26 protein-coding genes and 2 pseudogenes are annotated in these 26248 nt (G+C 61.9%); 20 read left to right on the top strand and 8 right to left on the bottom strand.

All coding sequences use genetic code 11. The features are described from left to right. Positions 1 to 17: 17 nt before the first annotated feature. Positions 18 to 3284: an AAA domain-containing protein gene (locus tag ACYVB2_RS05725; protein ID WP_382430622.1), complete on the bottom strand. Its 3267-nt coding sequence runs from the start codon at positions 3282 to 3284 to the stop codon at positions 18 to 20. 989 nt (positions 3285 to 4273) lie between these two features. Between ACYVB2_RS05725 and ACYVB2_RS05730 the strand changes: the two genes are divergently transcribed. Then, positions 4274 to 4588 (top strand): DUF736 domain-containing protein, encoded by a 315-nt coding sequence (locus ACYVB2_RS05730; protein WP_382430620.1) that lies wholly within the window; start codon positions 4274 to 4276, stop codon positions 4586 to 4588. 382 nt (positions 4589 to 4970) lie between these two features. On the opposite strand, the gene ACYVB2_RS05735 is transcribed toward ACYVB2_RS05730, so the two are convergent. Together ACYVB2_RS05735 and ACYVB2_RS05740 are read right to left on the bottom strand one after the other, a co-directional pair. Beyond that, positions 4971 to 6002: a DUF4917 family protein gene (locus ACYVB2_RS05735; protein ID WP_382430618.1), complete on the bottom strand. Its 1032-nt coding sequence runs from the start codon at positions 6000 to 6002 to the stop codon at positions 4971 to 4973. Between the two features lie 241 nt (positions 6003 to 6243). Continuing rightward, entirely contained in the window at positions 6244 to 6537 is a 294-nt protein-coding gene (locus ACYVB2_RS05740; RefSeq protein WP_382430616.1) for a helix-turn-helix domain-containing protein, read from the bottom strand. A 279-nt stretch (positions 6538 to 6816) separates the two neighbouring features. Between ACYVB2_RS05740 and ACYVB2_RS05745 the strand changes: the two genes are divergently transcribed. From ACYVB2_RS05745 to ACYVB2_RS05785, 9 genes and pseudogenes are all read left to right on the top strand, one after another. After that, on the top strand, positions 6817 to 7167 hold the full coding sequence (locus ACYVB2_RS05745) for a DUF2958 domain-containing protein (protein WP_382430614.1): 351 nt from the start codon (positions 6817 to 6819) through the stop codon (positions 7165 to 7167). Positions 7168 to 7511: 344 nt separating this feature from the next. Then, entirely contained in the window at positions 7512 to 8279 is a 768-nt protein-coding gene (locus ACYVB2_RS05750; RefSeq protein WP_382430613.1) for a DUF2285 domain-containing protein, read from the top strand. A gap of 113 nt (positions 8280 to 8392) precedes the next feature. Continuing rightward, positions 8393 to 8677: a helix-turn-helix domain-containing protein gene (locus ACYVB2_RS05755; RefSeq protein ID WP_183018174.1), complete on the top strand. Its 285-nt coding sequence runs from the start codon at positions 8393 to 8395 to the stop codon at positions 8675 to 8677. A 26-nt stretch (positions 8678 to 8703) separates the two neighbouring features. Beyond that, positions 8704 to 9549, top strand: coding sequence for a replication initiator protein A (locus ACYVB2_RS05760; protein WP_382430610.1), 846 nt, complete (start codon positions 8704 to 8706; stop codon positions 9547 to 9549). 265 nt (positions 9550 to 9814) lie between these two features. Beyond that, positions 9815 to 10453, top strand: coding sequence for a ParA family partition ATPase (gene parA / locus ACYVB2_RS05765; protein ID WP_382430609.1), 639 nt, complete (start codon positions 9815 to 9817; stop codon positions 10451 to 10453). Beyond that, entirely contained in the window at positions 10450 to 10734 is a 285-nt protein-coding gene (locus ACYVB2_RS05770) for a chromosome partitioning protein ParB (protein WP_382430607.1), read from the top strand. Before parA ends, ACYVB2_RS05770 begins: the two co-directional genes overlap by 4 nt. Next, the gene (locus ACYVB2_RS05775) at positions 10731 to 11276 is read left to right on the top strand and encodes a DUF2840 domain-containing protein (protein ID WP_382430605.1); all 546 of its coding nucleotides are present in this window, start codon (positions 10731 to 10733) and stop codon (positions 11274 to 11276) included. The genes ACYVB2_RS05770 and ACYVB2_RS05775 overlap by 4 nt, the downstream gene beginning before the upstream one ends. Beyond that, positions 11273 to 11746 (top strand): annotated as a pseudogene (locus ACYVB2_RS05780) (S26 family signal peptidase); the annotation flags it as partial. The gene ACYVB2_RS05775 and the pseudogene ACYVB2_RS05780, both read left to right, overlap by 4 nt. Positions 11747 to 12054: 308 nt before the next feature. Next, positions 12055 to 14031, top strand: a complete 1977-nt coding sequence (locus ACYVB2_RS05785; RefSeq protein ID WP_382430603.1) for a DUF3363 domain-containing protein — start codon at positions 12055 to 12057, stop codon at positions 14029 to 14031. A 9-nt stretch (positions 14032 to 14040) separates the two neighbouring features. Here the strand turns inward: ACYVB2_RS05785 and ACYVB2_RS05790 are convergent, their stop codons facing one another. Together ACYVB2_RS05790 and ACYVB2_RS05795 are read right to left on the bottom strand one after the other, a co-directional pair. Further along, on the bottom strand, positions 14041 to 14430 hold the full coding sequence (locus ACYVB2_RS05790; protein ID WP_382430601.1) for a DUF4260 domain-containing protein: 390 nt from the start codon (positions 14428 to 14430) through the stop codon (positions 14041 to 14043). A 12-nt stretch (positions 14431 to 14442) separates the two neighbouring features. Further along, positions 14443 to 15756, bottom strand: a complete 1314-nt coding sequence (locus ACYVB2_RS05795) for an L-lactate permease (protein WP_460535677.1) — start codon at positions 15754 to 15756, stop codon at positions 14443 to 14445. Between the two features lie 232 nt (positions 15757 to 15988). On the opposite strand from ACYVB2_RS05795, the gene gcvA reads away from it, so the two are divergent. Beyond that, positions 15989 to 16891 (top strand): transcriptional regulator GcvA, encoded by a 903-nt coding sequence (gene gcvA / locus ACYVB2_RS05800; protein WP_382430597.1) that lies wholly within the window; start codon positions 15989 to 15991, stop codon positions 16889 to 16891. On the opposite strand, the gene ACYVB2_RS05805 is transcribed toward gcvA, so the two are convergent. The 3 genes from ACYVB2_RS05805 to ACYVB2_RS05815 all read right to left on the bottom strand — a co-directional run bounded on the left by ACYVB2_RS05805 (position 16888) and on the right by ACYVB2_RS05815 (position 18799). Continuing rightward, on the bottom strand, positions 16888 to 17415 hold the full coding sequence (locus tag ACYVB2_RS05805) for a 2-thiouracil desulfurase family protein (protein ID WP_382430595.1): 528 nt from the start codon (positions 17413 to 17415) through the stop codon (positions 16888 to 16890). The genes gcvA and ACYVB2_RS05805 overlap by 4 nt on opposite strands. Before the next feature lie 3 nt (positions 17416 to 17418). Further along, positions 17419 to 17859, bottom strand: a complete 441-nt coding sequence (locus ACYVB2_RS05810) for a GNAT family N-acetyltransferase (protein WP_382430594.1) — start codon at positions 17857 to 17859, stop codon at positions 17419 to 17421. A 70-nt stretch (positions 17860 to 17929) separates the two neighbouring features. Then, positions 17930 to 18799: a LysR family transcriptional regulator gene (locus ACYVB2_RS05815; RefSeq protein ID WP_382430593.1), complete on the bottom strand. Its 870-nt coding sequence runs from the start codon at positions 18797 to 18799 to the stop codon at positions 17930 to 17932. 63 nt (positions 18800 to 18862) lie between these two features. On the opposite strand from ACYVB2_RS05815, the gene ACYVB2_RS05820 reads away from it, so the two are divergent. The 9 genes and pseudogenes from ACYVB2_RS05820 (at position 18863) to ACYVB2_RS05860 (ending at position 26247) form a co-directional block, all read left to right on the top strand. Further along, entirely contained in the window at positions 18863 to 20023 is a 1161-nt protein-coding gene (locus ACYVB2_RS05820; protein ID WP_382430592.1) for a YbfB/YjiJ family MFS transporter, read from the top strand. Positions 20024 to 20043: 20 nt separating this feature from the next. Then, positions 20044 to 20640, top strand: a complete 597-nt coding sequence (locus ACYVB2_RS05825) for a carboxymuconolactone decarboxylase family protein (protein ID WP_382430591.1) — start codon at positions 20044 to 20046, stop codon at positions 20638 to 20640. 57 nt (positions 20641 to 20697) lie between these two features. Continuing rightward, the gene (locus ACYVB2_RS05830) at positions 20698 to 21642 is read left to right on the top strand and encodes a LysR family transcriptional regulator (protein ID WP_382430590.1); all 945 of its coding nucleotides are present in this window, start codon (positions 20698 to 20700) and stop codon (positions 21640 to 21642) included. Further along, positions 21639 to 21905 (top strand): EexN family lipoprotein, encoded by a 267-nt coding sequence (locus ACYVB2_RS05835; protein ID WP_382430588.1) that lies wholly within the window; start codon positions 21639 to 21641, stop codon positions 21903 to 21905. The genes ACYVB2_RS05830 and ACYVB2_RS05835 overlap by 4 nt, the downstream gene beginning before the upstream one ends. A gap of 235 nt (positions 21906 to 22140) precedes the next feature. Further along, positions 22141 to 24147, top strand: a complete 2007-nt coding sequence (locus ACYVB2_RS05840; RefSeq protein ID WP_382430586.1) for a conjugal transfer protein TraG — start codon at positions 22141 to 22143, stop codon at positions 24145 to 24147. Next, positions 24144 to 24578 (top strand): annotated as a pseudogene (locus ACYVB2_RS05845) (CopG family transcriptional regulator); the annotation flags it as partial. The gene ACYVB2_RS05840 and the pseudogene ACYVB2_RS05845, both read left to right, overlap by 4 nt. Next, complete coding sequence (gene trbB / locus ACYVB2_RS05850) at positions 24561 to 25598, top strand: P-type conjugative transfer ATPase TrbB (RefSeq protein WP_382431250.1); 1038 nt, start codon at positions 24561 to 24563, stop codon at positions 25596 to 25598. The pseudogene ACYVB2_RS05845 and the gene trbB, both read left to right, overlap by 18 nt. After that, positions 25595 to 25981, top strand: coding sequence for a TrbC/VirB2 family type IV secretion system protein (locus ACYVB2_RS05855; protein WP_382430584.1), 387 nt, complete (start codon positions 25595 to 25597; stop codon positions 25979 to 25981). Before trbB ends, ACYVB2_RS05855 begins: the two co-directional genes overlap by 4 nt. Then, positions 25978 to 26247, top strand: a complete 270-nt coding sequence (locus ACYVB2_RS05860; protein ID WP_382430582.1) for a VirB3 family type IV secretion system protein — start codon at positions 25978 to 25980, stop codon at positions 26245 to 26247. Before ACYVB2_RS05855 ends, ACYVB2_RS05860 begins: the two co-directional genes overlap by 4 nt. Position 26248: the final 1 nt, after the last annotated feature.

Consider the following 26248-nt stretch of genomic DNA (forward strand, 5'->3'; position numbering starts at 1 on the left):
GTTCCAGTCCTGCACTTCTATTGAGGTTGGGACGTCAATACTGCTTCGCGCTCGGGGAGGCGCTGGAGCGGCAAGAGGTCCATGACATCGCAAAACAACGACCGGTTCTGCCAGTCGTTCCGGTCGCCGATCACGTAGAAGCGCCGCTTTGCCCGTGTGGCCGCCACGTTCAACAGGTTGGGTTCCGAGACCGCCCACTCCCGTGCGCCGGAACCTTCGGTATTGCCGCCCAACACCATGATGACGATGGGAGCCTCCTTACCCTGCATGGTGTGGATGGTTCCGGAAACCATCGTGTCGCCGAGCAGGCGTTTGAGGTTTTCCTGGACAGCCTTGAAGGGCGTGATGACCGAGATGTCGGCCGCATCCACGCCGTCCATGCGCAACAGGGCGAGCAGTGCCCGCAAAGCCTCTCCTTCGGCCGGCACCCAGTTCCCGTCAGATGCTCCGCTGGCGTGAATCCATCCGGTCGGCAGGCGCGCGCGCGTCTCCTTGTCGGCGCGCGGTGCGATGGTGCCGTACACCATCGCACCGTCGTAGGCGATGCGGTTGGCCAGCCCGTGCATCGGCTTGTCGCAGCGCCGATGCACGACCAAGGGCAACCCCACCCACGTCTTGCTGTCGGCCGGTCCCGCCAGACGGCCCCATGTCGTGGCCTGGTCTGCCAAGGTCTGCGCGGACTGTCTGTTGGGGAGCCAATGCGCATCGACGCGGTAGCGCGTGCGCATGTGTTCCAGCACTGCGTCGGACACGGTGACGATCGGCTTGAGCTGGAGAGGGTCACCCACCAGCAGCGCGCGCCGGGAGCGCCACAGCGCCCCCACCGCTGCTTGCGGAGTTGCCTGTCCGGCTTCATCAACCAGCAGCCAGCCGATCTCCCCCGGCCCCAACGAGCGGAAAGAGCGCGCGAACGAGGCAAAGGTGCTGCTGAGCACCGGCACGACCATGAACAACGAGGCCCAAGCCGAGCGAATTGCCTCGTGCGAGAGTCCTTGCAGGTGGGTGCCGGTCAACATCGCGTTGATCAGGAACAGGTTGGAGCGCATCCGTGCCGCCTCCAGCTCGAAGAACGTCCGATGCAGCTTCAGTGCCTGGACGAAGACGCGCGCTCGGGCCTGTCGCCAGCCCTCGATGTTCCAGGGTTCGGCCAGTTCGATGGTGTCGCCACGACCGATGACGCCGCCTCGCAGCCATGCCAGCAGATGGTCGGCCCGGCAAGCGCTGGCCAGATCGCTGGCCTGTTGCGTCAGGGATTGATTTTCCGCCCGCATTTTTTTCAACGCCTGCTGCGCATTGGCGATCTGCAGATCCAGTTGCTGCCTGGAGTCCTCGAACTGCTTGGCGAGTCGTGCGATGCGGTCGAACTCGGCCTTGGCGAGACCATGCCGGTCTTGCAGCAGTTTCAGCACAGTGTTCCAGGTGCGTGACGCTCCCCACAGACTGCATAGGTTCGCCCAGAACCCTGGTTTGCTAGCTTGGTGCTGTGCAAGCGCCTCCAGCGCATGCTTGAACGCCGCATTGGCGGGGCGGCGTTCCTCGGCATCCAGACGTGCCTGTTGTTCCGTCGTGTGCTCCAAGCGATTTTCTAGCGCTTGCACGGTGGCGGTCGTTTCGGTGATCTTCTTCCTGGTCGTTTCCAGCGTCTGGATCAGAGCACGGATGCGGGAGGCATCGGCGCATGCCGAGCGAACCTGCGCCTTGGCCGCCTCGTACTCGGCGACCGCCTGCTGCCACAGGGCTTGGCGTTCTTCCGGCTTGCGCTCCTTGTTGAGCTGACTATGCCCGCCAAGCCATGCCATCAGGCCTTGCGGCGCCTTCTTCTGTAGTTCTGGAGGAGCTTGAAGGCCATCGGCCCCGGCAGCAGTGGCCGGGCTGGCAAACAAGGTCTTGACGACATTCTCATCGTCGGTTTCGTCGTTGGCATCCTCGTTGCTGTCCACCTTGCCTTGGCTGGCCGATGGACTCTGCCCGTAGAAGTAGCGGTCCACGAACGCCTTGCGCCGCGCCTTGCTGCCCAGCGCACCAGAAATCAATCCCCAGGCCGGCTTGCCGGTGATCAGTTCGCCCAGGTCGGCGAAGTGCTCGGCCTCGGGCAGCCAGCTCTCGTCGATCTTGTCGCGCTGGGGCAGTTCAAGGGTGACGTTCTCCACGGCGCCGTTGTTGGACGAAGCGACTACAATCTCGAAGCCGTACAGCGCAGGATTGAGCTTGAAGGCGACCTGTCCCTTGCCGCCATCGTTGCAGGCTTCGCGCGCGTTGCTGGCGAAACCGTCGGATGCGCGGCGCAGCGTAGCAAGCACGTCGGCCCGGCTGGTGATGATGGCGGCGATCAAGTCGCGCAGCAGGGTCGTCTTGCCCGTGCCCGGCGGGCCATTGACTCCCAGAAGTCCTTGTCCGTCAGCGAGCTTGGACAGTACCGTGTTTACGGCCAGTTGCTGGGAATGCACAAGCCCCAGGTGCCGTTCGGAAGGCCAGCAGCTATCGGCATGGGCCTGCGGCATCAGCCGCTCGATCAGCGACCGGGATGCGTCGTCGCTGTCGATGTGCAGCCGCGGTTGCGGATTGTGGCGGCGAAGGTATTGGTTCAACGCTTCGCTCGCCACGCCCTTGCTGAGACTGTCAGCAACGGTGGCCAGATCGTCGAGCAGGAAGCTGTTGAGCGGATCGTCCTCCGATGTGGGCTTGTCGGGTTTGACGGGTTGGGAACGGAATCGCAGTGGTGGGCGCTCAACAGTCGCAAAGAAGTCCGCCACGCCGAGGAACTGCAGCACCCACCGGGTGAAGTCCCGCAGCGCGTCGCCGGACACCTGGCCCGGCAGCTGCGTTAGCGCCTGCTCGGCGGCGACTCGTTGATCGTCCTCGAACCCGCGCGTCCAGTCCTTTTTCGCCAACGCCCGTCCGAGGAGCCAGGCTTCGCTGGAGAGCACGAAACTGTCCTCCACCAGTTGCCCGCTCATGGTGAACTTCGCGGCGAACAGGGCTGACTCTCGGTTCTGTGGTTCGCGGTAGCCCTGGTCGGCACCGTACAGTTCTTGGAGTGCGGCGGCGACGAGCCGACTGTCGTACAGGTGGGCATAGAGCGTGTGGCTCCATGCGCGCGTGTCGGGAAGCGCCTGCTTGCTGACGATGCTCTCGGGTGCCCAAGGAGGGATGGGGCGTGTGCACGGCGTGTCGTGAATGAATGCCCCATGGGGACTGTTGCGCTTTTTGATCTTGGGGGCCGATTGCGGCTGCAGCAACTCGACTGCATGCCAGTACCGAACGATGTTCTCGGACTCTTTCAAGATGCCTTCCCTTTCATGTTCTTGGTTTGCTTCAGAGTCCACGCTGCGGGCATTTGCCGTCCATTGGCTTGAATTACCATGGATGCAGTTCGCATGCGGGACACCTCAGTGATGCTTTGATTTTCCATATTGCTATGCCCTGGCTTTCCCACGGACGCCGTACTTCGCTGTCGTGGTGGCTGACAAAGTGGTAAACGGGAGCCGTGTAGCGTGTCGGTGCGCCGCACCGCCGGGCTTTCGGGCTGCGCCCCGTGCCGACTTCGCTGTCACGGCCATCCGGCTTCAATCCCCCACGCCTTCGCGCCCGGTGGCGCTGCGCGCTTCGCTTACCTCCAGGGGATCGGCGCAAGGCCCATCCCAGCCGCGCGCGGCTTGGCGCCCCTGAATACCGCCGAACCGGTTTTCGCCGGATCGGCCAGGCCAGCGTCCCGCCGGCGAAGGGCAGGGCGGGGCGGGGGTGGATACGCCGTGGCTTGCTGAGACAGGTTGCGCGCATGCGTGTCTTCCTCAACGCTGCCGGTTCTTGCCCATCACGTCACGAAGGACGGTTCACGGACATACCGCTCAGCCTCGCCATGGAGATTCCACACCACGCCTCAAGACTGGCGCCGCAGAGTGCGGCGGGGATGTTCTCGCTTGTCGTCGGGGTGTTTGACCTGGCCCGCGTCGGCAAGCATGCCGGTGCAGACTTCGTGCGGGGATGTCGAGTCGGCCAGTCTCCTTTCGGAGTGGTTCGGCCCAAGGCGTCCTTGTGTTGTTGTGAATCCTGGCGGTGGCGCGGCTGCGCCTCTGGCTTCATGGCTGCAACCGTCCGGCGAAAACAATTTCCCCTCAGCTGCGCAGATTCCTCGCGCGGCAAATTCTCTTCGTCTCCCGGCTCTCCACTGCGTTGCGCCCGCAAGCGGTGCAGCCCGCCCGTCCCCCGCAGGCCGGATCACAACAAGGACGCGATGGGCGCGAACCTTGTTCCACCGAAAAGGAGTTTCATCATGGCCAACATCGGCAGCTTCAACGCAGACAAAGACGGCTTCACCGGCACGCTTCGCACCTTGACGCTCAACGTCAAGGTCAAGCTGGTTCCCAACGACAAGGGCGACAACGAGAAAGCCCCGGACTTCCGCCTGCAGGCGGCCAGCCACGACATCGGCGCGGCGTGGAAGAAGACCAGCGAGGCCGGGCGGGAGTACATCTCCGTGACCCTCGACGACCCTTCGTTCGCGGCCACGGTCTACGCCCGCCTGATCGAGGGCGAAGACGGCACGCACGACCTGATCTGGTCACGCAGCAAGCCCCAGGCGGCGTGACCGCCGCCCGCAGCGCCCCGCCATGCGGCGGGGCGCTGCGCAGTAGGTTAGCCTCCAACGCGGCGGCAGCAGGTCGTGGCCCATGGCGGGCCGTGTCTTCCTGTCTAGAGGCAGCGTCTGTAATGGTTGTCTGGGCCTGGCCTATCGGCGCGGTGCTCCGCCGGGCTTTGCGGGCTGCGCCCCGTGCCGTCTTTGCCGTCACGCCCATTCGGCTCCAATCCCTCACGCCTTCGCGCCTGCGGCGCTGCGACCTTCGCTTGCCTCCGGGGGAAAGCCTTGCGGGCTATCCCCGCCGCGCACAGCTTGGCGCCCCTCGATACCGCCGAACCGGCTGCGCCGAATCGGCCCGGCCAGTGCCTACGGCTGGGCATTTAGGATCGCTTTAGTAGCGCCCTAATTGGCCAAGTCCCGGCTGTGGCACTGCGTGAATCCAGCAACCGGGGCTTTCGCTATCGAAGAAATCTACGTGAACAGGTCCAAGATCATCTTGAATGACTTGATACGCGTAATTGCAGTCAACCTGATTACCACGAAAAACAGAGACCGCCACCCGCTGAACTCCGGTCCCACGCATCCGCTTCAGCAGATGCCTGTCGTGCTCCCCAATTCCCCAACCGAACAGCGTCAACGCGAATCGTTGCGAGGTGAGCACCTCCCGGTACACCGTGGACAGATAGTAGCTATTCTGGATGGAGGACACCTTCTGCTGCATCGTTCCCTCGCTGACGAACAGCGGCACGACTTGCTCGCTGCGCCACGCATGCAGGATTGCCTCCAGCAAGCCCGCTCCAGCACTATGGATCTTGAGTTCCTGTTCCACAGCGTTGCGGCATAGAGCCAAGTTTCCATGGGGATAGAACACCAATGTGTTGGTTTGCTCCCGATAACGGTTACGGAATCTTTGCCACGCATCATCGAAGGCGCCATTCCCGAGAAAGCAATCCTTGAACTGATGGCCATCTTCGACATTCAGGCCATAGGTCATCGTCCAGTAGACGAGCAAGTCGTAGTTCAGCGAAATGACTGTATCGAACCCCTTCAAGAACTGGTACATGCTGGGCAATCGACCACTCACCAGATCGTACTCAGGATGCACATTGCGAACGGCTTGAATCAAACACTCTCTGACGTTCAGGTAGGCCTGATGCGTGCGCTGGTCTGGTATCTCCAGCGACTTGTTGACGTTGGACGCCTGCCAGACCAGTCGAAGGATCAGCTCAAAGTCGGATGTTCCGAAAAAGCGAAAGAGGCGATTTACATCATCGGCGAGCAATCCCGTTCGCTGGGCATGCTCCAGCAATGAGCCGTAGCCGAAGCCGGGCGAGACAGCCATGCTCGCCCCGTTGCCCAGAAGTATCGTTCCTTGTTGGTAGTTGGGCGCAATCTGCGTCCACTGTGAGATGGGGAATGGCATCCCTGGCTCCTCCTTGTTGTTCGTTTACATGATGATATTTTCGGGCGTGGTCACGGACTCAGAACCTGCGCGCACTGCGGATAGGTCACTCGTGCCCCGTTCTCAGTCTGCTGCAGCTGCATGCCTCGCTGTACTCCGGGGGATAGCCCTGCGGGCTATCCCCGCCGCGCGCAGCTTGGCGCCCCTTGAACACCGTTGAACCGGCTGAGCCGGATCAGCCATGCCAGCGCATGCGCACACGCTATAGCGTGTCACTTTTCTTCGTCACGGTCTCCAGCTGCTGCCGCACTTGCGCCAGCAGTTGGTCGGCCTGCCGCAGGTCGTCTCCGGTATAGGCCAGCGTCAGCAGCGTGAGCGGGTGAACCTCCATGACCTCGCACAGCTCGGTCAGCTTGTGCAGGGTCGGACTTTTCAGGTCGCGTTCCAGCGTACTCATATAGGTGCGGCTGGACACGTCGGAGAACGCTTCCTGGCTCAAGCCTCGCGCCTTCCTGACTGTCCGTATTGCCGCTGCTAATGAGTGTTTCGCTGCCACTGACTTGGTTTCCCCATGAAAACCAAGATGACAGCTCATTGAGCCCTATAGAGCTACAATCTATAGTGTTCATTCATGGCTGAAAGGCCCGCTTTCGTACTTTTACGGAAATCCGCATCTGTGAATTCCGACAGAACAGGGGACACGCATCCGTGTCTTTCCGGCTTCCTGTAACTCCGCTTCTGCGCATCCGTGCTTCCACGCGAATGCGTTTCGGCGGTTCTGCACTTCGGCACAAAAGCGCATCCGCGCATCGTTGGTTTCGTTGGGAGGCTGCCCGTGACCCTGCCGCTTGTCACCGCTGATGAACGCGCCCGGCTGCTGGCCCACGGCGCGGTGCTCGCTGCTGGTCAGCAGCTCGACCCGCTGCCCGTGGTGCGCCTGTTCACTCTGGACGCGCATGTGACCTGGTTGCTCGTGTCGCTCGATCCTGCGGATGGCGACACGGCCTACGGCCTGATTGATCTCGGTATCGGAATGCCTGCGCTAGGGACAGTCAAGTTGTCCGACCTGGCTGGCATCGTCGGGCCGCGCAAGTTGCCCGTGCGACGCGATCGGTATTTCCACGCGGTGCGTCCGTTATCGGAGTACGTCCGGCTGGCGCAAGAGAACGGCGCGATCACGGACTGATGAAAGCCAGTGCGGCTCGGCCAGCCGGGGCACATTGTGACTATTTCAGTCTTGGTCAAGACCGTGCAGGTCTGAATCCGCATGCTTGCACCGAAGCGGTGCAACCCTGCTGCAAACAGTCCTGATCTTTGGCACAGGGCGCGGCACGGTATCCAGTGCTACGCGCCATTTTCCTGACGGCGCAGCCGTCGCATTCAGACGAATTCCGCAACACGCAGGAGCCAAACTGTCTTGTAATTGTTAGTTACAGACTAACAGTTTTTGAAGACGACCTGATGGTATTTCGATAGCTCCTGTATCGCGGAAATGGTGGCGACGCATCCCATACACAGGGAGGTTTCGCCATGACTGATCGCAGCGCCGAACACTGGTATCCGACAGCGGCCTATCTCTACGTCCTGCACCTCGACGGCCCCGCGCTGGCCTGGGAATACCTGCGCAGGAATCCCGACTACCGCCGCCATTGGCTGCGCCGTCGCCGACGACCGGACGCGGCGCACGCGTGGGGCTTGCGCCTGTTGGAAGATTCAGCCCTGGATGCGCGCGACGCGCATCCGGCCTGGTTTCCCGATCACGATGCCGTGGTGCAGCTTTACCCGGATGCCGACCCGCCGCCCGAGGCCCATGCCTTCGAGTTCTGGCGTGTTCCTGGCCGCAAGCAACTTATCCACGACGGCAAGCGCCTGGTGCTGGTGTCACACTGGCCGGGCTGCTGCTTGCGGGTCGCGCTCGGGCCGGGCCTGGAAGACGGCATGGCCTACCTGTATGCGACCCGCGCCTGCGCGATGCCCTGCGTTCGCTATCGCACGCTCGTGGCCGAGCTGGATGCCTTGGCCGCCGCCACGGTTGCCGCGCCTGCGGCGGCGGCCCGTTCCCGGCCTACGCCCGGCGCGGTGCTGGAGCTGCACACCTTGCAGGCGCTCGACGCGACCCTGGCGGGCGCGTCCTTGCGCGAAGTCGCCGAAGGGTTGTTCGGCGTGGATGCGGTCGCGGCCGACTGGCACAAGGACAGCGCCTTGCGCGCCCGCGTGCGGCGGCTGGTGCGCCGTGGTGAGGCGCTGATGCGCGGCGGCTATCGCCGCCTGGCACAGCTTCCGCTGCTGCCGTTGTAGCAGGGGGACGTTTCGCGTCCCTCGCAGATCGTCCCTTAGCAAGCAGCCTCGCTTTCTCGAAAGTGCCTCTATCCGGCCGCGTGGTGCGGCCGGGCTTGATGGAGGTTCATCCCATGCGACCTGCTCCCTTGCGGCCTGCCGCCGCTGCTGCCGCTGCGCCTGCGCAGCCCCAACGCTACCTGACCAACGACGAAGCCGCCGAGTACCTGCGCCTTTCGCCGCGCACGCTGGAGAAACAGCGCGTGGTCGGCGGCGGCCCGAAGTTCCGCAAGTTCGGCCGGCGCGTCATGTACGCGGTGTCCGACCTCGATGCCTGGGCCGACCAGCGCAGCTACGAGGCGACGTCCGACCCGGAATATGCCGAACGCCACGCGGGCGACTACCGTGACGGCCGCTGATCGCTGGCGCGTGGGTGGCCGTCGCCATGTCCAGCCCGCCAGGGCAAGCCTTGCCGCAGCGCGAACAGCTCGACCTGTTCCGCGCGCTGCCGGGCGACATGGCACCCCGCGACAGCCAGGACTTGATGGCCTTTCCGTTCTTCTCGCTCTCCAAGTCGCGGCGCATCGCGCCGATCGACTTCCGCGCCGGCGGCATCACCATCCGCGTGGAAGGCACGCAAGAGCATGGCATAGCGACCATTTGGGATGCGGACGTTTTGATATGGGCCGCCTCGCAGATCGTGGAGGCGCGCGACGCGGGCATCCGCCCGTCGCGCTGGATACGCGCCACCCCCTACGAGATCCTGCGCTTCATCGGACGCAGCACGTCGCTCAACGACTACCTGCGGCTGAAAGCCGCGCTCGACCGGCTGCAATCGACCACGGTGGCCACGTCCATCCGCGAAACCACGGGAAGGCGATTGCATCGCTTCTCGTGGATCAACGAGTGGAAGGAACTGGCCGATGCCAGCGGCGTTCCGCTGGGCATCGAACTGATCCTGCCGGACTGGTTCTATGCTGGCGTGCTCGATGCCGCCCTGGTGCTGACCATCGACCCGGCCTATTTCCGCTTGAAGGGCGGCATCGAACGCTGGCTGTACCGCCTGGTGCGCAAGCACGGCGGCAAGCAGCCGGGCGGCTGGCAATTCGACTTCCGGCACCTGCACCGCAAGTCGGGCAGCGCTGCGCGCTTCTCCGACTTCGCCTACGACCTGCGCGTCCTGGTGGCGCGGCAGTCGCTGCCCGGCTACGTCCTGGGCATCGAGCGGATGCTGGACGACGGGATGGAGCTGCTGACGTTCCGGCCCGTGCTGCACACGGCACGGGGATAACTCGGGAAAAAGGTGTGGACGGCCTCGTGCTATCAGGAGTAACGGGTATCGTGCTATCGGGAGTACGCCTATCGTGCTATCAGGAGTACGAAAACACCGGAAAGCCAATAACGGCGCGGGTTTGCCGCCCCTCTAACTTCCCTAACAAGAAATACATAACTTTTAGTAGAAGCGCGCCGTTTCGGTGGACAACCACCAAACGGCACGGCGAACAGCGTTTTGCACGACAGGCAAAGCCCGGCTTCCCAGCAGGGAGGGCCGCGCCATGATCCTCGCTCTGCTCAACCAGAAAGGCGGTGTCGGCAAGACGACGCTCGCCACGCACATCGCGGGCGAACTGGCGATGCGCGGCCAGCATGTCGTCCTGCTCGATGCCGACCCGCAGGGTTCCTCGCTGGACTGGACGCAGCGCAGAAGCCAGCAAGGCTTGCCACGGCTGTTCAGCGCCGTGGGCCTTGCCCGCGAAACGCTGCATCAGGAATCGCCAGAACTCGCCAGGCGGGCCGATCACGTCATCATCGACGGGCCGCCGCGCATCGCCGCCCTGGCGCGCTCCGCGCTGCTGGCGGCCGAGCGCGTGCTGATCCCGGTGCAGCCCAGCCCCTATGACGTGTGGGCCAGCGCCGAGATGGTGGCGCTGATCCGCGAGGCGCAGGTGTTCCGGCCTGCGCTGCGCGCGGCCTTCGTCATCAATCGGCGCGTCAGCACCACCATCATCGGCCGCGAGGCGCGGCAATCGCTCGCAGAACAGCCGCTGCCCGCGCTGCGCTCGGAGGTGCATCAGCGCATCGTGTTCGCCGACAGCGTGGCCGCTGGTCGGCTCGCACGCGAGACAGCGCCCGACAGCGCCGCCGCCCGCGAAATCACCGCCCTGGTGGACGAACTGCTGCGGTGGCCGACATGACAGCGCAGCAGCCACCCAACGGCAAACGCCCGGGCAAGCGCGTCGGCATCGGCGCACGTCCGCCCGCGAATCCACACGCCGAGGCGTGGATTCGCCAGGGCGACGCCGATGCGCTGGGCAAAGGCGACCTCTACACGGCCCGCCTCACGCTCGACATCACGCCCGCCATGCGGGCGCGCATCAAGGTGTCGGCCTTCACGCAAGGCGTGACCGTGGCTGACCTGCTGCGCGGTCTGCTGGAGCGGGAGTTTCCAGAACACCGCAGGGAGAACACGCCATGACCGCATCCGCTTCGCCCGCCGCTGGCGCGGCCACGGCTGCACCGTCGCTGCATCCCGCGGTACTCGCCGGCCAGGCCAGCAACGTGCCGCTGACGCGCGTTTCGCTGGCCTACCTCGAACATCGCTTCAAGCTCTATCTGCGCTTCGGCGAACCGGCGCGCACGCTCCAGCTCGACCGCTGGCGGCGCTGCGCGGTGTTCCTGCCGGGCGCGATGTTCTGCCGCATCCGCTGGCAAGCCAACGACTACGGCACGATCCGCTGGCAGCTCATGGTGATGCAGGCTTGCACACCGCTGGACGCGGCGCAGCGCATCCCCGGGGTGCAGCCGGGCGCGCGCCTGCTGCTGCACGTCGAAGGCGATGCCAACGTGCGCGCCGTGCTGGAACGCATCGACGCCATCGAGGCGCTGGGCATCGCCGCCATTGACGTGTCGCCTGCGTACTGGCGCACGCTTGGCAACCGTCTTGCGGCTCGCCTTGCGCTGCCCGAATACACCGCCGAGCGGCAGGCCGCCTGGCTGGCCGGGAAGGTGCTGCCATGACCGCCCCGATCACCACGGCCAGCACACCCACCGTTGCGCCACGTCCTCGCTCGCACCCGCGTTCACGTTTGCGCGCTCGCATCATCGCGGCGACACTGGCCGCCATCTGCTTCGCTGCGCTGGCCTGGGCGGCTCTCGTGTCGCCGCTGCCGGCCACGGCTGCCACGCTCGCTGCGCAGCGCGGCTACCTGCCGACGCGCGTGCCGCTGCTCAAACGTGTGGGCGCGGTGGCGCCGCAACACGTCTGCATCGTCGCCGGTCAGGTGCGCATCGACGGCGTGCCTTCGGCCGCCGTGCTGCCTGCTGATCGGCTGGGCCGGCCGCTGCCATCCTGGCCGCAATGCCGGCAGCTTCGCCCTGGCGAACTTTTCCTGCTCAGTGTGACCAATCCGGCGTCCTTCGACAGTCGGTATTTCGGCCCGGTCAGCGCATCCGCCGTGATCGGCGTTGCGCGCCCGATCTGGCTGGAGAACGTGCAGGCGTCTTGCCTCGAACGCGCCCGGCCTGCGGCCATTGGCGCGTTCACCGGCGCGCTGGCTGCAGGCAGCGCAGCGTCGCCGGGCCGCCGACGCCCGGAGCGACAGCGAAGGGCAAAGGCGGAAGGCAAGACAAAAGGACGCGGCACCGGCCCGCGTCGAAAGCCAGTCTGCACGTGGGGGTGGTGCGGCACGGAGCGGCTTTGCCGCCGTGCCGCGTTCGGCGCGAGGGTCGCGCCAATGCAGGCATGTCCGCGTGCTTCGCACGACCGGACACGCCAGAGCTTGCAGGGAGAACGGCGATGACCAACCGCCGCGATGACGATTTCCGGGTGCGTCCGAGCGCCCCGAAGAACCGGGGCAAGGGCCAAGGCCAGAGTTTCGTTTCCAAGGTGCTCAAGCAGGCTGGCAAAGCCAGCAGCGGCAAGTCGGCGGTGCGCCGTCCTGGGGCGGCCGGCACCGGCCAGCGCCCCGGCTCGCGCCTGGGGCGCGGCCATACGGCGGCGCGCTTCGCCGGGGAGAAGCTGACGCCCATGTCGCGGCGCGTGACTATCAAGACCTTGCTGGTCAATCACCAGCGGGCCAGCCCGCAATCGCTCGCCAAACACCTGCGCTACATCGAGCGCGACGGCGCAGGCCGCGATGGCGAACCGGGCCGGGCCTATGGGGCACAGGCCGACGAAGCCGACCTGGATGCCTTCAAGGAACGCTGCGCCGACGACCGGCATCATTTCCGCTTCATCGTGTCCCCCGAAGACGGCGCGGAACTGGACGACCTGCGCACCTACACCCGGCATCTGGTGAACCGCATGGAAGCCGACCTGGGCACGCGGCTGGATTGGGTGGCGGTGGATCACTGGAACACCGACAACCCGCACACCCACCTGATCGTGCGCGGGCGCGACGACACCGGCAAAGACCTCATCATCGCGGGCGACTACATCGCCCACGGCTTCCGCCACCGCGCCGCCGAACTGGCGACCGAGTGGCTGGGGCCACGCACCGAACTGGAGATCCAGCAGACCTTGGGGCGCGAGGTGGAACAGGAGCGGTGGACGAGCCTGGATCGTACCTTGCAGCGCGAGGCTGGCGACGATGGCCGGGTGCAGGTCGAGCGGCTTAACGAACCCCGCTTGCAACGCCAACGCCTGCTGCTGATCGGCCGCCTGCAACGCTTGCAGCGCCTGGGCCTGGCCGATGAGGTGCAGCCCGGAACCTGGGCCATCCATACCGACGCCGAGAAGACCTTGCGCGCCCTGGGCGAGCGCGGCGACATCATCCGCACCATGCAGCGGGCTATGAGCGGGCAACCGCGCGAGCTGGCGGTGTTCGAGCCGGGCAAGGATGGCCGTACCGTCATCGGCCGCGTGGCCGCCAAGGGCGTGGCCGACGAGTTGCGCGACCGAGGCTATCTGGTCATCGACGGCGTGGACGGCAAGGCCCACTACGTCGCGTTGAACGCCCGCGACGAGCTGGCGAACTATCCCACGGGCGCGGTGGTGGAAGTGAAGGAGTCGGCCGACGTGCGCGCCGCCGATAAGAACATCGCTGCGCTGGCGAGCGATGGCCTGTACCGTGCCGATCATCACTTGGCCATTGAACAGGGCCGGGCCACGCCCGGACGCGACCCGCAGCAAGTCGTCGCCGCCCACGTCCGGCGGCTGGAAGCTCTACGCCGGGCTGGCATCGTGGAGCGTGTGGCCGAAGGGCTATGGAAGGTGCCGGACGACCTGGCCGAGCGTGGCCGCCAGTACGATGCGCAGCGCCTGGGCGGTGTCGCCGTGGAACTCAAATCTTACCTGCCGATTGAGCGGCAGGCGCGCGTGATCGGCGCGACCTGGCTGGATCAGCAGTTGATCAGCGGCGGCAAGGGACTGGGCGACCTGGGCTTTGGCGGCGAGGTGAAGAACACCCTGCAACAGCGCGGTGAGTTCCTCGCTGAGCAGGGGCTGGCCGAGCGGCGCGGGCAGCGCGTGATCCTCGCCCGTAACCTCTTGGGCACGCTGCGCAATCGGGAACTGGCGCAGGCTGCAAAGGACATTGCCGCCGATACCGGTTTGGAGCATCGACCCGTCGCCGACGGTCAGCGTGTGGCCGGCATCTACCGGCGCTCGGTCATGCTTGCCAGCGGTCGCTACGCGATGCTCGATGACGGCATGGGGTTCAGCTTGGTGCCCTGGCGGCCGGTGATCGAACAGTGGCTGGGGCAGCAACTCGCCGCGACGGTGCGCGGCGGTGGCGTGTCTTGGAACTTGGGCCGAAGCCCGAGTGTTTCGTAGAGCTGAACGTCAGCTTTTTGGTCGCCCGATTGTTCCAAGGTGAGTGAATCGGAAGCCGTTCTCGTACTTCAATCCATATCCAAGTGAGCGATCAAAGCCAATATGAGCGATCCAGATGATTCCCGATGAAACTGCCAATGGCTGAGAGAGATACACGCCTGCTGCTACGCAAAGCAAAGCGCCAACGTAAGAGTGAGCAGTGTTGTATAGCACCGCACCGATCCGAGCACCCACGATATAGCCGAGCAAAGACAAATCCGGGAGAAGGAAGCAAAGTGCAAATAATCCCCAGCCCGAACCAAACTCAGAATATGCAAATAAACTGAGCAACAAAACCGTCAACCCTTCAATTCTCAATAGATCTTTGATGCCGCCTGATACTGAGCCTTTTTCCGTCACCGAATTATCCTTTTAATTAAAATAAGCCAAAAATGCACCAGCACACCCCACCAGGGCCATATTGACTACCACAACGACAAGAGCGAAGCGCACCAGACGTTGTTCTTCTGGATTATTGATTTTTGCCAAGCCAGCAATCGTAGCAATCATGGGTAAAGAACCCAGTGCTGCATGGCCGGCCGCACTGTTCAGTGTGGCTGCCATGCTGGGAAGTAACGATGCTGGAAGGTCTGCGATGGCTGGCATCATGAGAACGTTGCCGCCCACGTTTGACCCTGTGAGGTAGCCACCGATCCCCCCAAGTATGGCGCCCAAGAATGGCAGCAACTCACTATCCATGGCAGAGAGCCTGTCGCGCACACCCGAAAGAAAACCCGCCTTCACCATGACTTGTGACATGAACAAGAAACACAGAATCGTCAGTAACGGGCGCCGCGCTCGCTGGGACACCGATTGCCAAAACGTCTGAAGCCCGAGGCGCTCATCTCGTCGAGCAAGCAAAACCAAGCACACGAGTAGTATCGGGACTCCCGGAGACGCCAGTGGCTTCCATGCAATGCTTGCCCCTTGTACCACCAGCCATATGTCGGCCTGAGTTACAACAACAAGTATCTTGAGTGCGATAACGCAGAAGAATAGCAGCATGTAAGGCCATGCTGCTGCCGGCCAATGAATTGCGGAGGGAATTTTTGGACATGACTTCAGCAGCCCCACCAGCACGACAGCGAAACCCGCACTCACCCCCGCGATTTCCGGACCAAGCCAAGCCGAGGCGACATATAAAACCGACACAAACAGCATCGCTATGGCCAGCATTGAGATATAGGCAGTCAGTTTGCGATAACCGGCAATCCAGGTGGCCGTCAAAGCCAAACCAACAAACACTGGCGCACTTGTGATTGCTGTTTGACTGGCCAATTTCGCTGGTGCCACATCTAGCAGTGTGGCTCCCACCACCGTTGCCAGCCCCAAGGTTCCCCAGGGCATGATGACCATTCCAGCCAATGCAATGCGCAGTGCTTTGTCACGGTCAAAAAGTGCCAGCAATACAGGAATGACGGCAATCAGTGAAACACCGAATCCCGTCATTGATTCCAGCAAAGGGGCAAGCCCCAGCACGATGAAGCCCAACTGCTGAACGCCTTGCAGCTTTAGGTTGCCTACCCATGTGCTCAGAGCCTGGGTTGCGCCCGTACGCTCAATCAGAACGACCAACATCATTCCGGGGGCTAGTACGAACGCCACGCTGACAAACAGAATCAGCGTGTCTTGTGCGATCCATTGCGAGAGTTCGCGTGAAAGCGGTTGCCCGGCGCCAAGGAACATGAGTGCAACGGCAAGGGTGGCACCGACAAGAGCCGCCCTGACAGGCGGTTGTTTGAATATAAGAATCGCAGAGAGAACCAACAGAACAGGGGAGATATGAAGTAACGAAAGCATTGGGGCTACGAGGGCTGGCGCAATAACTTAATCATTTGACACCTTGACCTGAATACCTGCCAGCGACTTATACTGATTCCCTCCATAAGTATATCTAATCAAGAACTGGTCATCTGTCATGAGACGCCTTCCCCCACTAACCGCATTGCGTGCTTTCGAAGCTGCAGCGAGGCACATGAGTTTTACCCGTGCGGCGGCGGAACTGTGCGTAACCCAGGCAGCCATCAGTCAGCAGGTACGGCAACTGGAAGAGTGGCTGGGTTCTGCGCTGTTCTTGCGTGCGGGACATGCGCTGCGCCTGACCGACAAGGGACAGGCTTGGCTGCCGGAACTGACAGCCATGTTGGATCGGCTGTCCTTCGTCAGCAGTTCACTGCGTGAACGCGATGATGGGCCTTTGCGCATCACGGTGTTGCCGTCTTTTGCCACTTGCTGGTTGGTACCGCGTCTGGGCGCTTTTAGGGAAATGCACCCGGACATTGAGCTGAAGCTGACCAGCTCGGGCGAACTATGGGACGTGTCTGATGACCGCTTCGATGTAGGCATCCGCTCGGGGCTCGGACGTTGGCGAGGGCTGAAAGCTGATTTGATTGCGCGGGAAATGCTGTCGCCGCTTTGCAGCCCCTCATTGCAGGCATCGGATCGTCCGTTGATGGAACCCGCAGACCTGCTTGCGAAATGTCTTTTGCACGACACCCCTAAGGACGCATGGCCTTACTGGTTTACTCATGTGGGAGTCATGAATCCGAACGCTGGCAGCGGCCCAAAATTCGATGATCACAGCCATGTCCTTCAAGCGGCCATCGACGGTCAAGGTGTCGCACTCGGAAAGCTGCTGTTGGCTGGCGATGCACTTCGGGCAGGCCGTCTCGTTCAGCCTTTCTCGATTACCCAGCCTAACGATTACAGCTACTGGCTTGTATATCCTGCATCCGCTGTCTCCAGCAGGCCTGATGTAGCCTTGTTCCGTGCATGGTTGCTGAACGAAGCAAAGCGGTGTTCGAAAGAAATTGAGATTTAGGGCTTATGGAAAATTGGACTAGCGATACCGTCTGCTTCCAGATGGAGCAGCATGTTATGGGCATCGTTGAACTCCATCTCACTAAAAACGAAGATGCCAGATATTCTCAGCAATGTAGCCGTTACACCTTGCCCCGCAACCAGATGCCCCTTAAACGAGCCATCATAGACTTGGTGAGAGCCGCATGAAGGGCTGCCTTCTTTCAGTACAGCTATGTGAATCTCGTGTAAGCGCGCTATGCGAAGTGCATTTTGTGCGCCAACAATAAACGTGTGAGAAACATCAGCTCCGGATGAGTCCACAACGCTCGTTTGTCTTTGGAGAACTTTTTCTCCGCCCTCACCGGACGCTATTTCTGCCGGTAGACGTGGAACAGGCATGCCCCCTGATAACTCTGGACAGATGGAGATCACCCTGTTCTCTGCAACCCACTGTTGAAGAATCGGGTGGCGAGATCGCTTGTGAGAACCGTCGTAGCGCACCTGCTCGCCCAGCAAGCACGCACTGACAAGAATCCGCTGCATGTGCTATTCCTTCAGATCAGCTTGGTATACGGCATCGTCAACTTCCTGGATATAGCCATTTTTTTCATAGAAGCGCGCCGCATGCCCGCCTCTTTGCGTGATGAGGTAGGAGCGAGAGACATCAAGAGCAACAAGCGCCGTATGGAGATACGCTATCAATTCCTTGCCAATGCCCTGTCCCTGTTCAGTGGGGCAAACGCACATTTCGCGGAGATAAAAAGCATTTCCTCCTACAAAGGGCTCAGTGGTACCCAGAACGAATCCTATGGTCTTGCCATCTTTTTCTGCCAAGAAACCAAAAAACCCTTTGCTATCCATTAAGTAGCGCAGACGATTATCCGCTTCTTCATCAGTCCACGGTTCGCTCCAAGGTGGAGAGGAAAAAACCTGTGTGTATAAACTAGCACATTTCTGGATATCTGATTTTTGGATGGGGAGAAACAATTTTTTTGTCCTAAAAAATATTTTTCACAAATTTAAACAATCATCTGGCTCATTCAAAATAATGATTGATCTACTCTGCTGAGATTAGAAGTTGGCGCATGCTCTTCAGTGCCAAGGATTCTTTTCCCTCATGCCAAATCAAATGCGTTCTATTGGATGCCATGTGTGCGGGTAGCTCATGGACACGCACCATTTGAGCCGCATGCAAACCGGCCAGAACGGATTTCGGAACAATTGCCACGCCAGTACCTGCCGCGACACATGCGACAATCGCTGGATACGATGAGAATTCCAAAACACCGGAAACACTCACCCCATTTTCACTCTGCCATTGCTCCAGCAGACGACGATATGAGCAGCCGCTTGCAAAGGCAATAAGTGCAAAATTTCCCATACTAGCGAGACTGGACAATGAATTAATATGTGAACCAGTAATGAGCACCAGCGTTTCTTGAAAAATGGGTTCAGCAGCCACACCTGGAGCATGAAAAGGTTCTGAAACGAAGGCGGCTTCGATGTCATGGCGCGCCAGTCTGCTGATCAGCGCACCGGTTGTCCCAGTAACAAGCTCAATCCGCACCGCAGGGTTAGTTTGGTTGTAACGTGACAAAAGCTCTGGCAACCGGCTACCTGCGGTACTTTCCAACGAGCCGATACGCAATGTCCCCAGTAGCTTCCCTGTTCGCAGGGCCGACTCTGCCTCATCAGCTAATCGCAGTAGACGCTCCGCATAGCTGACCAACAAGCGGCCCTCCTCTGTGGGTACCAGACTACGACCACGACGCACGAACAACTCTAGCCCCATGCGGGCTTCAAGTTGCTTGATGCGCGTAGTGATGTTGGACGGCACACGGTGCAGAGCTTGTGCCGCCCGAGCAACGCCACCGTGCGCCACTACAGCTTGAACAATGGACAGATCGTCCAGGTCGAAGTTTCTCATTTAAAGAAAATTAATTCTCTATAATTCAATTTACGAGAAAATTATAGCGCGCCAGAATGGCGCATGGACAAATTTCACACATCTGCTCCGACAAGCCTTGGCATCGCTCTGAGTGGTCTTGTAGCACTCGCTGTGGCGATGGGAGTCGGCCGTTTTGCATTCACTCCTCAGTTGCCATTGATGCAAGCAGACCTCGGGCTTTCATTCTCTGGCGGAGGGTGGTTGGCGGTAGCCAACTACTCGGGATACTTCATAGGAGCCGTGCTTGCCGGAACGAGGGGTATATCTGCGCTCGTGTTGATGCGATGTGGCTTATGGGCTGTCGTCGTGAGCACTGCGGCAATGGCTGTTCCCGAGTCTTTCACATGGTGGCTGGGAATGCGGTTCATCGCGGGCATCGCTAGCGCCTGGGTTTTAGTCGGGACGGCAAGTGTCGTGCTGGCCCATCTCGCGGCGTTAGATGTTCGTCGTCTCGACGGTCTTGTGTTTGCTGGCGTCGGAATCGGCATTACCTTGGTCGGGCTGATTTGTCACGTGGGCGCACTGCTGGGGCTGGGAGTCTCGGTACTTTGGCTTGCCCTTTCGGGGCTGGCGCTGATTGGCACGTTGATGACATTCAAGATAGATAGGAAAAACGCCCCCCTCCACTCACAGGGAGGTACGCGAATGACGCTAGAGGCACCACTGCCACGGGGCGTGTATTCGCTGGTTCTTTGTTATGGCTTGTTCGGCTTCGGTTACATCCTTCCCGCGACGTATTTACCCTCTCAAGCGCGTTCGCTACTCAATGACCCAGTGCTTTTTGGTTGGGTGTGGCCACTATTCGGTATGGCTGCGGCCCTGTCCACATTGTGCGTAGGTTTCCTTGTGCGTTGGCCCCGGAAATATATCTGGGCTGGTGCGCAAGTGGTCATGGCCATTGGGATATTTATGCCCATCGTCGTACCTAGCCTATTCGGGCTCTCGGTAGCTGCGTTTTGCGTGGGCGGAACTTTCATGCTCATAACCTTGATCGGTTTGCAGGAGGCGCGGCAACAGGCAGGTCATAACGCACAGAAGCTATTGGCATCAATGACTGCTGCATTTGCTGTTGGTCAGCTGACAGGCCCTATTGCAGCCAATTTTTTGCTTCGAGTGGGCTGGCCATTCAATTCGGCGCTGTGGTTAGGGATATCAGCATTGCTGGCAAGCAGCGCATTGCTCGTTCGTTTTAATTCTCGATAGGCTTTCATTTAGGAGAACTCATGAACACAACCATTCGGCAAGGCTTTGGTCAAAATCGCAGCGAGCGTTTGCCCTTACCGCCGATGGAGTCTATGACGCAGGCTCAACGAGTTGCAGCCGATGCATTGATTGCCGGGCCCCGAAAAGGAGTGAAAGGGCCTTTCATTCCTTTGATGCAAAGCCCGGTATTGCTTGAGCGACTGGCCGGCGTCGGAGAATATCTGCGGTTTGAATCTGTTCTGCCAAAAAATGGCAACGAGTTTGTGACTTTGATGGTTGCTCGCGAATTAGGTAATCAGTTTGAATGGGCTGTCCATTTTCCTCTGGCGATAGGCGCGGGCGTAGCCGAAACCACACTGGAGGACATGGCTCAAGCGACCCGTCCTCGCACGATGACAGAGGAGGAGGCCGATGCATGGGCATTCACCACCGAACTGTTGCATCGGCACGGTGTTAGTGATTCGACCTACGAGGCGGCGAGAGAACGTTGGGGCGAGCGTGGCGTAGTGGAGATATGTGCCTTGATCGGCTATTTCTCATGCGTTTGCTGGATCATGAATGTCGCTCGAACGCCTGCTCCCAAAGGTGAACAGGTATTGACCGGCCTGCCCTCATGAAAGAGCAGGTCGTACGCCCCAGCAAGATGCTGTGCTAAGTGAGGAGAGGGAGTCGATATGGAGTTGCGCCACCTTCGATGCTTTTTAGCAGTGGCTGAAGAACTCCACTTTGCCAGGGCTGCCGAGCGGCTGCACATCGAGCAGTCGCCACTGTCCCGCACCATCAAAGAGCTGGAAGAAGACCTGGGTGAACAGTTGTTCGTCCGCACCAGCCGCAGCACAAAGCTGACACGTGCAGGCAAGCTGTTTCTGGAGCATGTGCCGCGCATCTTCACGGCCTTGCAACAAGCCCGCGACAGCGTGCCGGCTGCGGTCAATGGCTTTCATGGTCAGTTGCGCATTGCCCTGTCCGACGGCATCACGCCGTCGCGTCTGCCGGCTTTGTTAGCGTTGTGCCGGCAGGAGGAGCCCGAAGTAGAGATCCGGCTGTTCGAGGTGCCGCTGTCACAACAGATCAAGGGGCTGCATGATGACCTCTACGACGTGGGTTTCGCGCAGTCCGATGAATTGGGCGATGGCGTCGTGGCTCAAGCAGTCTGGAGTGACCCCCTGATGGTGGCAGTGCCTGCGCGGCATCCACTGCTCAGGCACAAGCGCATACCGCTGGAAGAGTTGCTGCGCCATCCTCTGGTGCTGTGCGATCCACAAGTATGCGAAGGCCATGCGCGCCAAGTCGAGCGCGTGCTGCGCCGCTCGGACATGGAGCCGCTGATTGCTGAGCGCGTGGCGTCCTGCGATTTGATGATGGCGCTGGTGTCGGCCGGCTTTGCGTTGGGCCTGACTGGTGCACCACACATCGCGGCCAGGCGCGAGCCGGGTGTGGTCGCGCGGCCTCTGGCGGGCCGTTCCCCTGTGCTAACGACTTATCTGCTGCATCGAGAAGGTGAGTCTTCGGAAGTGCTGTCTCGATTCATCGAAAGGGTGCAGGCCATCGACTTGCCCGAAGGCGTGAGACCCGCGCCACCACCTGAACCCGATCCCCCGGAGGACATCGAGCCATGAAGCGACTTACCCCTTTGTTGCTGGTTGCAGCACTCACGGCCTGCGGCCCGTCCGAGCCGCCGAAGCAGCAAGCCAATGTGCCGACCGTGGACGAACTGGCCGCTGATCCCGAGCGTTTGAAGGAACTGCGTCGCCAGTGCAAGACCGAGCGCTCGACGATGGGCGACGTGCTGTGCAACCGGGTGGCCGAAGCGTCGAACAAGCGCTTCTTCGGCGACGGCAAGGTGCCTTACACGCCATCGGAAACGCCGCCGAAGTTCTGACCGTTGGCGGCTTGCCGCATATCTTCGTTTTCTTTCTCGACACGCCGCAGTGCGCTCGCGCCTGTGGCGTTTTTACTGGTTTCGTCCCTGCATGAAACAATGTTCCTTACATCACCTTGCTGCCGATAACGGTCTTTGACCGGCACTGAACTGGCACCGATCCTGACGCCTGGGGCACGCCTTTGTGCCGCGTTTTCCACGGGGAATCAGCGCAGGAGAAATCGGAGGCCATGGTATGCAGGCTCAAGGTGTGTTGTTCGGGCAGATCGCCGCCGTGTTCGGCATCGTGATCGCCGGTGTGTGGGGTGCCACGCAATGGACAGCCGCTGGATTGGGCTATCAGCTACGCCTGGGATCGCCCTGGTTCGACTTGTACGGCACGCCGGTCTATTACTCGTGGAAGCTGTTCGAGTGGTGGTTCTTCTTCGACGCCTACGCGCCGCAGGTGTTCGACACCGGCGGCATGATCGCGGCGGGCAGCGGCCTGCTGGCCGTGGCGGTCGCCATCGCCATGTCAGTGTGGCGTTCGCGCCAGGCGCGCAAGGTGACGACCTATGGCTCGGCACGCTGGGCCGATGCCGCCGACATTCGCAAGGCCGGGCTGACGCAGCCTGCTGGTGTTTTTCTTGGTCAGCATGACGGCCACTACCTGCGGCACGAAGGGCCGGAACACGTCCTGACCTTCGCGCCCACGCGCTCGGGCAAGGGCGTGGGCCTGGTGGTGCCAACACTGTTGTCGTGGCCTGCATCCGCCGTCATCCACGACATTAAGGGCGAGAACTGGCAGATCACCGCTGGTTGGCGTTCGCGCTTCTCGCACTGCCTGCTGTTCAACCCGACCGATGCACAGTCGGCGGCCTACAACCCGCTGCTGGAGGTACGACGCGGCGCGCATGAAGTCCGCGACGTGCAAAACATCGCCGACATCCTGGTCGATCCCGAAGGTGCGCTTGAAAAGCGCAATCACTGGGAGAAGACCAGTCACGCGCTACTGGTCGGCGCGATCCTGCATGTGTTGTATGCGGGCGAAGACAAGACGCTGCGTGGCGTCGCCAACTTCCTGTCCGATCCGGCCAGCCCGTTCGAGCTGACCTTGCACCGGATGATGGCGACGAAGCACCTGGGCGATACCCAACATCCCGTCGTTGCATCCGCTGCCCGTGAAGTGCTCAACAAGTCGGACAACGAGCGGTCGGGCGTGCTGTCCACAGCTATGTCGTTCCTCGGCCTGTACCGTGATCCGACCGTGGCTGAAGTCACTTCGCGCTGCGACTGGCGCATTGCTGACCTGATTGCTGCAGAGCATCCCGTCTCGCTGTACCTGGTGGTGCCGCCGTCGGACATTTCCCGCACCAAGCCCCTGATCCGTTTGATTCTCAACCAGATCGGCCGGCGGCTTACCGAATCGCTCGACGGCAGCGACGGCATCGAGCGCCGCCACAAGCTGCTGCTGATGCTCGATGAGTTCCCGGCGCTGGGCCGCCTGGACTTCTTCGAGACGGCGCTGGCCTTCATGGCGGGCTACGGCATCCGCAGCTTTCTGATCGCGCAGTCGCTCAACCAGATCGACAAGGCGTATGGGCAGAACCATTCGATTCTGGACAACTGCCATGTGCGCGTGACCTTCGCCACCAACGACGAACGCACAGCCAAGCGCATTTCCGAAACCTTGGGCACGGCCACTGAGTTGCGCGCCCAGCGCAACTACGCAGGCCATCGGCTTGCACCGTGGCTGGGGCACCTGATGGTGTCGCGCCAAGAAACCGCACGGCCGCTGCTGACGCCGGGCGAAGTGATGCAGCTTCCGCCCGACGAAGCGGTGGTGATGGTGTCCAGCCTGCCGCCGATCAAGGCGAAGAAGCTGCGCTACTTCGCCGACGCCAATTTCAAGCAGCGGGTATTGCCACCGCCTGCGGTGACGGCAGGTCGCTATGCCGATGTGCCGCCTGCACGGCCTGACGACTGGAGCGGTTTGGCAATACCTGCGGTTCCTGCGGCACCGGCCACGGCATCCGCCGATGACCTGGAGGCCTTGGGTTCGACCGACGACGACGGCCCACGCCGCCAGCCCGAACTGTCCGAAGCCATTGCCTACGCCCCCGAGATGGATGCCCCGGCCAGTGACCTGTCGCTGCTCGATTACGACGACATGACCCCGGTGCTTCCCGGCCAGCTCGATCCCGCTCTGCAACGCACGGCGCGGCTGGCATCTCTCGACCCCAACGACGGAATTGACCTATGAGCCAATACCGATTGAACCTTTTCATCCAGCACGAGCATGCCAAGCGCCTGGACGAGCTGGCCGCCAAGAAAGGCGTGTCCAAGTCCAGCATCGTCGCCGCTGCCTTGGCAGCCTGGCTGTCTCCCGATGCCGGCGACCAGCGCGAGGCGGCGATTGCCAAGCGGCTGGATCGTCTGTCGCGGCAGGCCGAGCGTCTGGAGCGTGACCAGAACATCCAGATCGAAACGCTGGCGCTGTTCATTCGCTACTTCCTGACCGTCAGCACGCCAGTGCCCGAAGCCCATCAGAACGCAGCTCGCGCACAGGGCAAGGCGCGCTTCGAGCAGTTCGTCGGACAGTTGGCTCGCCACCTGCTGCGTGGCCGCAGTCTGGTGCGCGACGTGGTGGAAGAACTGCACCCCGACCCAATACGCATGGATGACGCGGCGGCGTCCCAGGATCGCCGCATCCAGATGCTGCGCACGGCGATGGGGCCGGTGATCGCCGCTGCGCTGGAAGACCCGGACGTGGTGGAAGTGATGCTCAACCCCGACCGGACATTGTGGGTGGATCGTCTGTCCTCTGGCCGTGCACCGCTCTGCGTCGAACTGCCCGAAGCCGATGGCGAACGCATCATCCGTCTGGTGGCCGCCCATGTCGGTGCGGAGGTGCATCGCGGCCAACCGCTCTTGACCGCCGAACTGCCAGAAACCGGCGAACGCTTCGAGGGCATCCTACCGCCCGCCGCACCCGGACCGGCCTTTGCGCTGCGCAAGCGCGCCGTGAGCATCATCGGTCTGGATCGCTATGTGGCTGATGGCATCCTGACCGCTGGGCAGGCCGAGTTCCTGTGCCATGCCGTGCGAGAGCGACAGAACATCCTGATCGCCGGCGGCACCAGCACCGGCAAGACCACGCTCGCCAATGCTTTGCTGGCCGAGATCGCCGCCACCGGCGACCGCGTGCTGGTGCTCGAAGACACCATCGAACTGCAATGCGCTGCCCCTGACCATGTACCGCTGCGCACCCGTGCGGGCGTGGTGTCGATGCAGGAGTTGGTGCGCGCCACGATGCGGCTGCGCCCGGATCGCGTGATTGTGGGCGAAGTGCGCGGCGGCGAAGCGTTGGATCTGGTGAAGGTATGGGGCACCGGCCACCCCGGTGGCATCGCCACCATCCATGCCGGCTCCGCCTTGGGCGCACTGCTGCGCCTGGAGCAACTGATCCTCGAAGTGGCGGTGAATCCGCCCCGCGCCCTGATCGCCGAGGCGGTCAATGTCGTGATCCACATCGCAGGCCGTGGCCGCAAGCGCCACATCGAAACCATTTCTCGCGTCGTCGGTTTCGACGGCGCGGGCTACCGCCTGGCGGATGCGCTGGAAGCGCAGCTTCCCGAGCTGCCGCCGGTTCCTCTTGCAGCCGCTGCCGCTGCGCCTTGCCCGACCACTAACCAACCTGGAGAACTGCCATGACGCACGTTGATGCTTTCCATCTTTCTGTAAATCTGCTTTCCCCGCTGCCCATGCTGGCGCGTTTGCATCGCCTGGCCCGACCTGCAGGACAAGGGTTGCTGCTCGCGGTGTTGATGCTGTTGCTGGCGGGCACGGCGCAGGCCGCCGGTTCCTCGATGCCGTGGGAAGGCCCGCTGCAATCCATCCTCGAATCCATCCAGGGGCCGGTGGCCCGCATCGTCGCGGTGATCATCATCATCGCCACCGGCCTGGCGTTGGCCTTCGGCGATACCAGCGGCGGCTTTCGCAAGCTGATCCAGATCGTCTTCGGCCTGTCCATTGCCTTCGCGGTTTCGAGCTTCTTCCTCTCGTTCTTCAGCTTCTCCGGCGGGGCCGTCGTATGAGCACGGCCACTGATCTTCCGGGCTTTGAAGTGCCGTTGCATCGCTCGCTGACCGAGCCGATCCTGCTGGGAGGAGCGCCGCGCACCGTGGCGATTGCCAACGGCACGCTGGCCGCCGCCGTCGGGCTGGGTCTGCAATTGTGGATTCCCGGCGTGGTGCTCTGGATCGTCGGCCATTCGCTGGCGGTCTGGGGTGTGCATGTCGATCCGCAGTTCATGCCGGTCTTCGCCAGGCACATCAAGCACAAGCCGCTGCTGGACGTGTGAG

The sequence above is a fragment of the Giesbergeria giesbergeri genome (assembly GCF_054779375.1).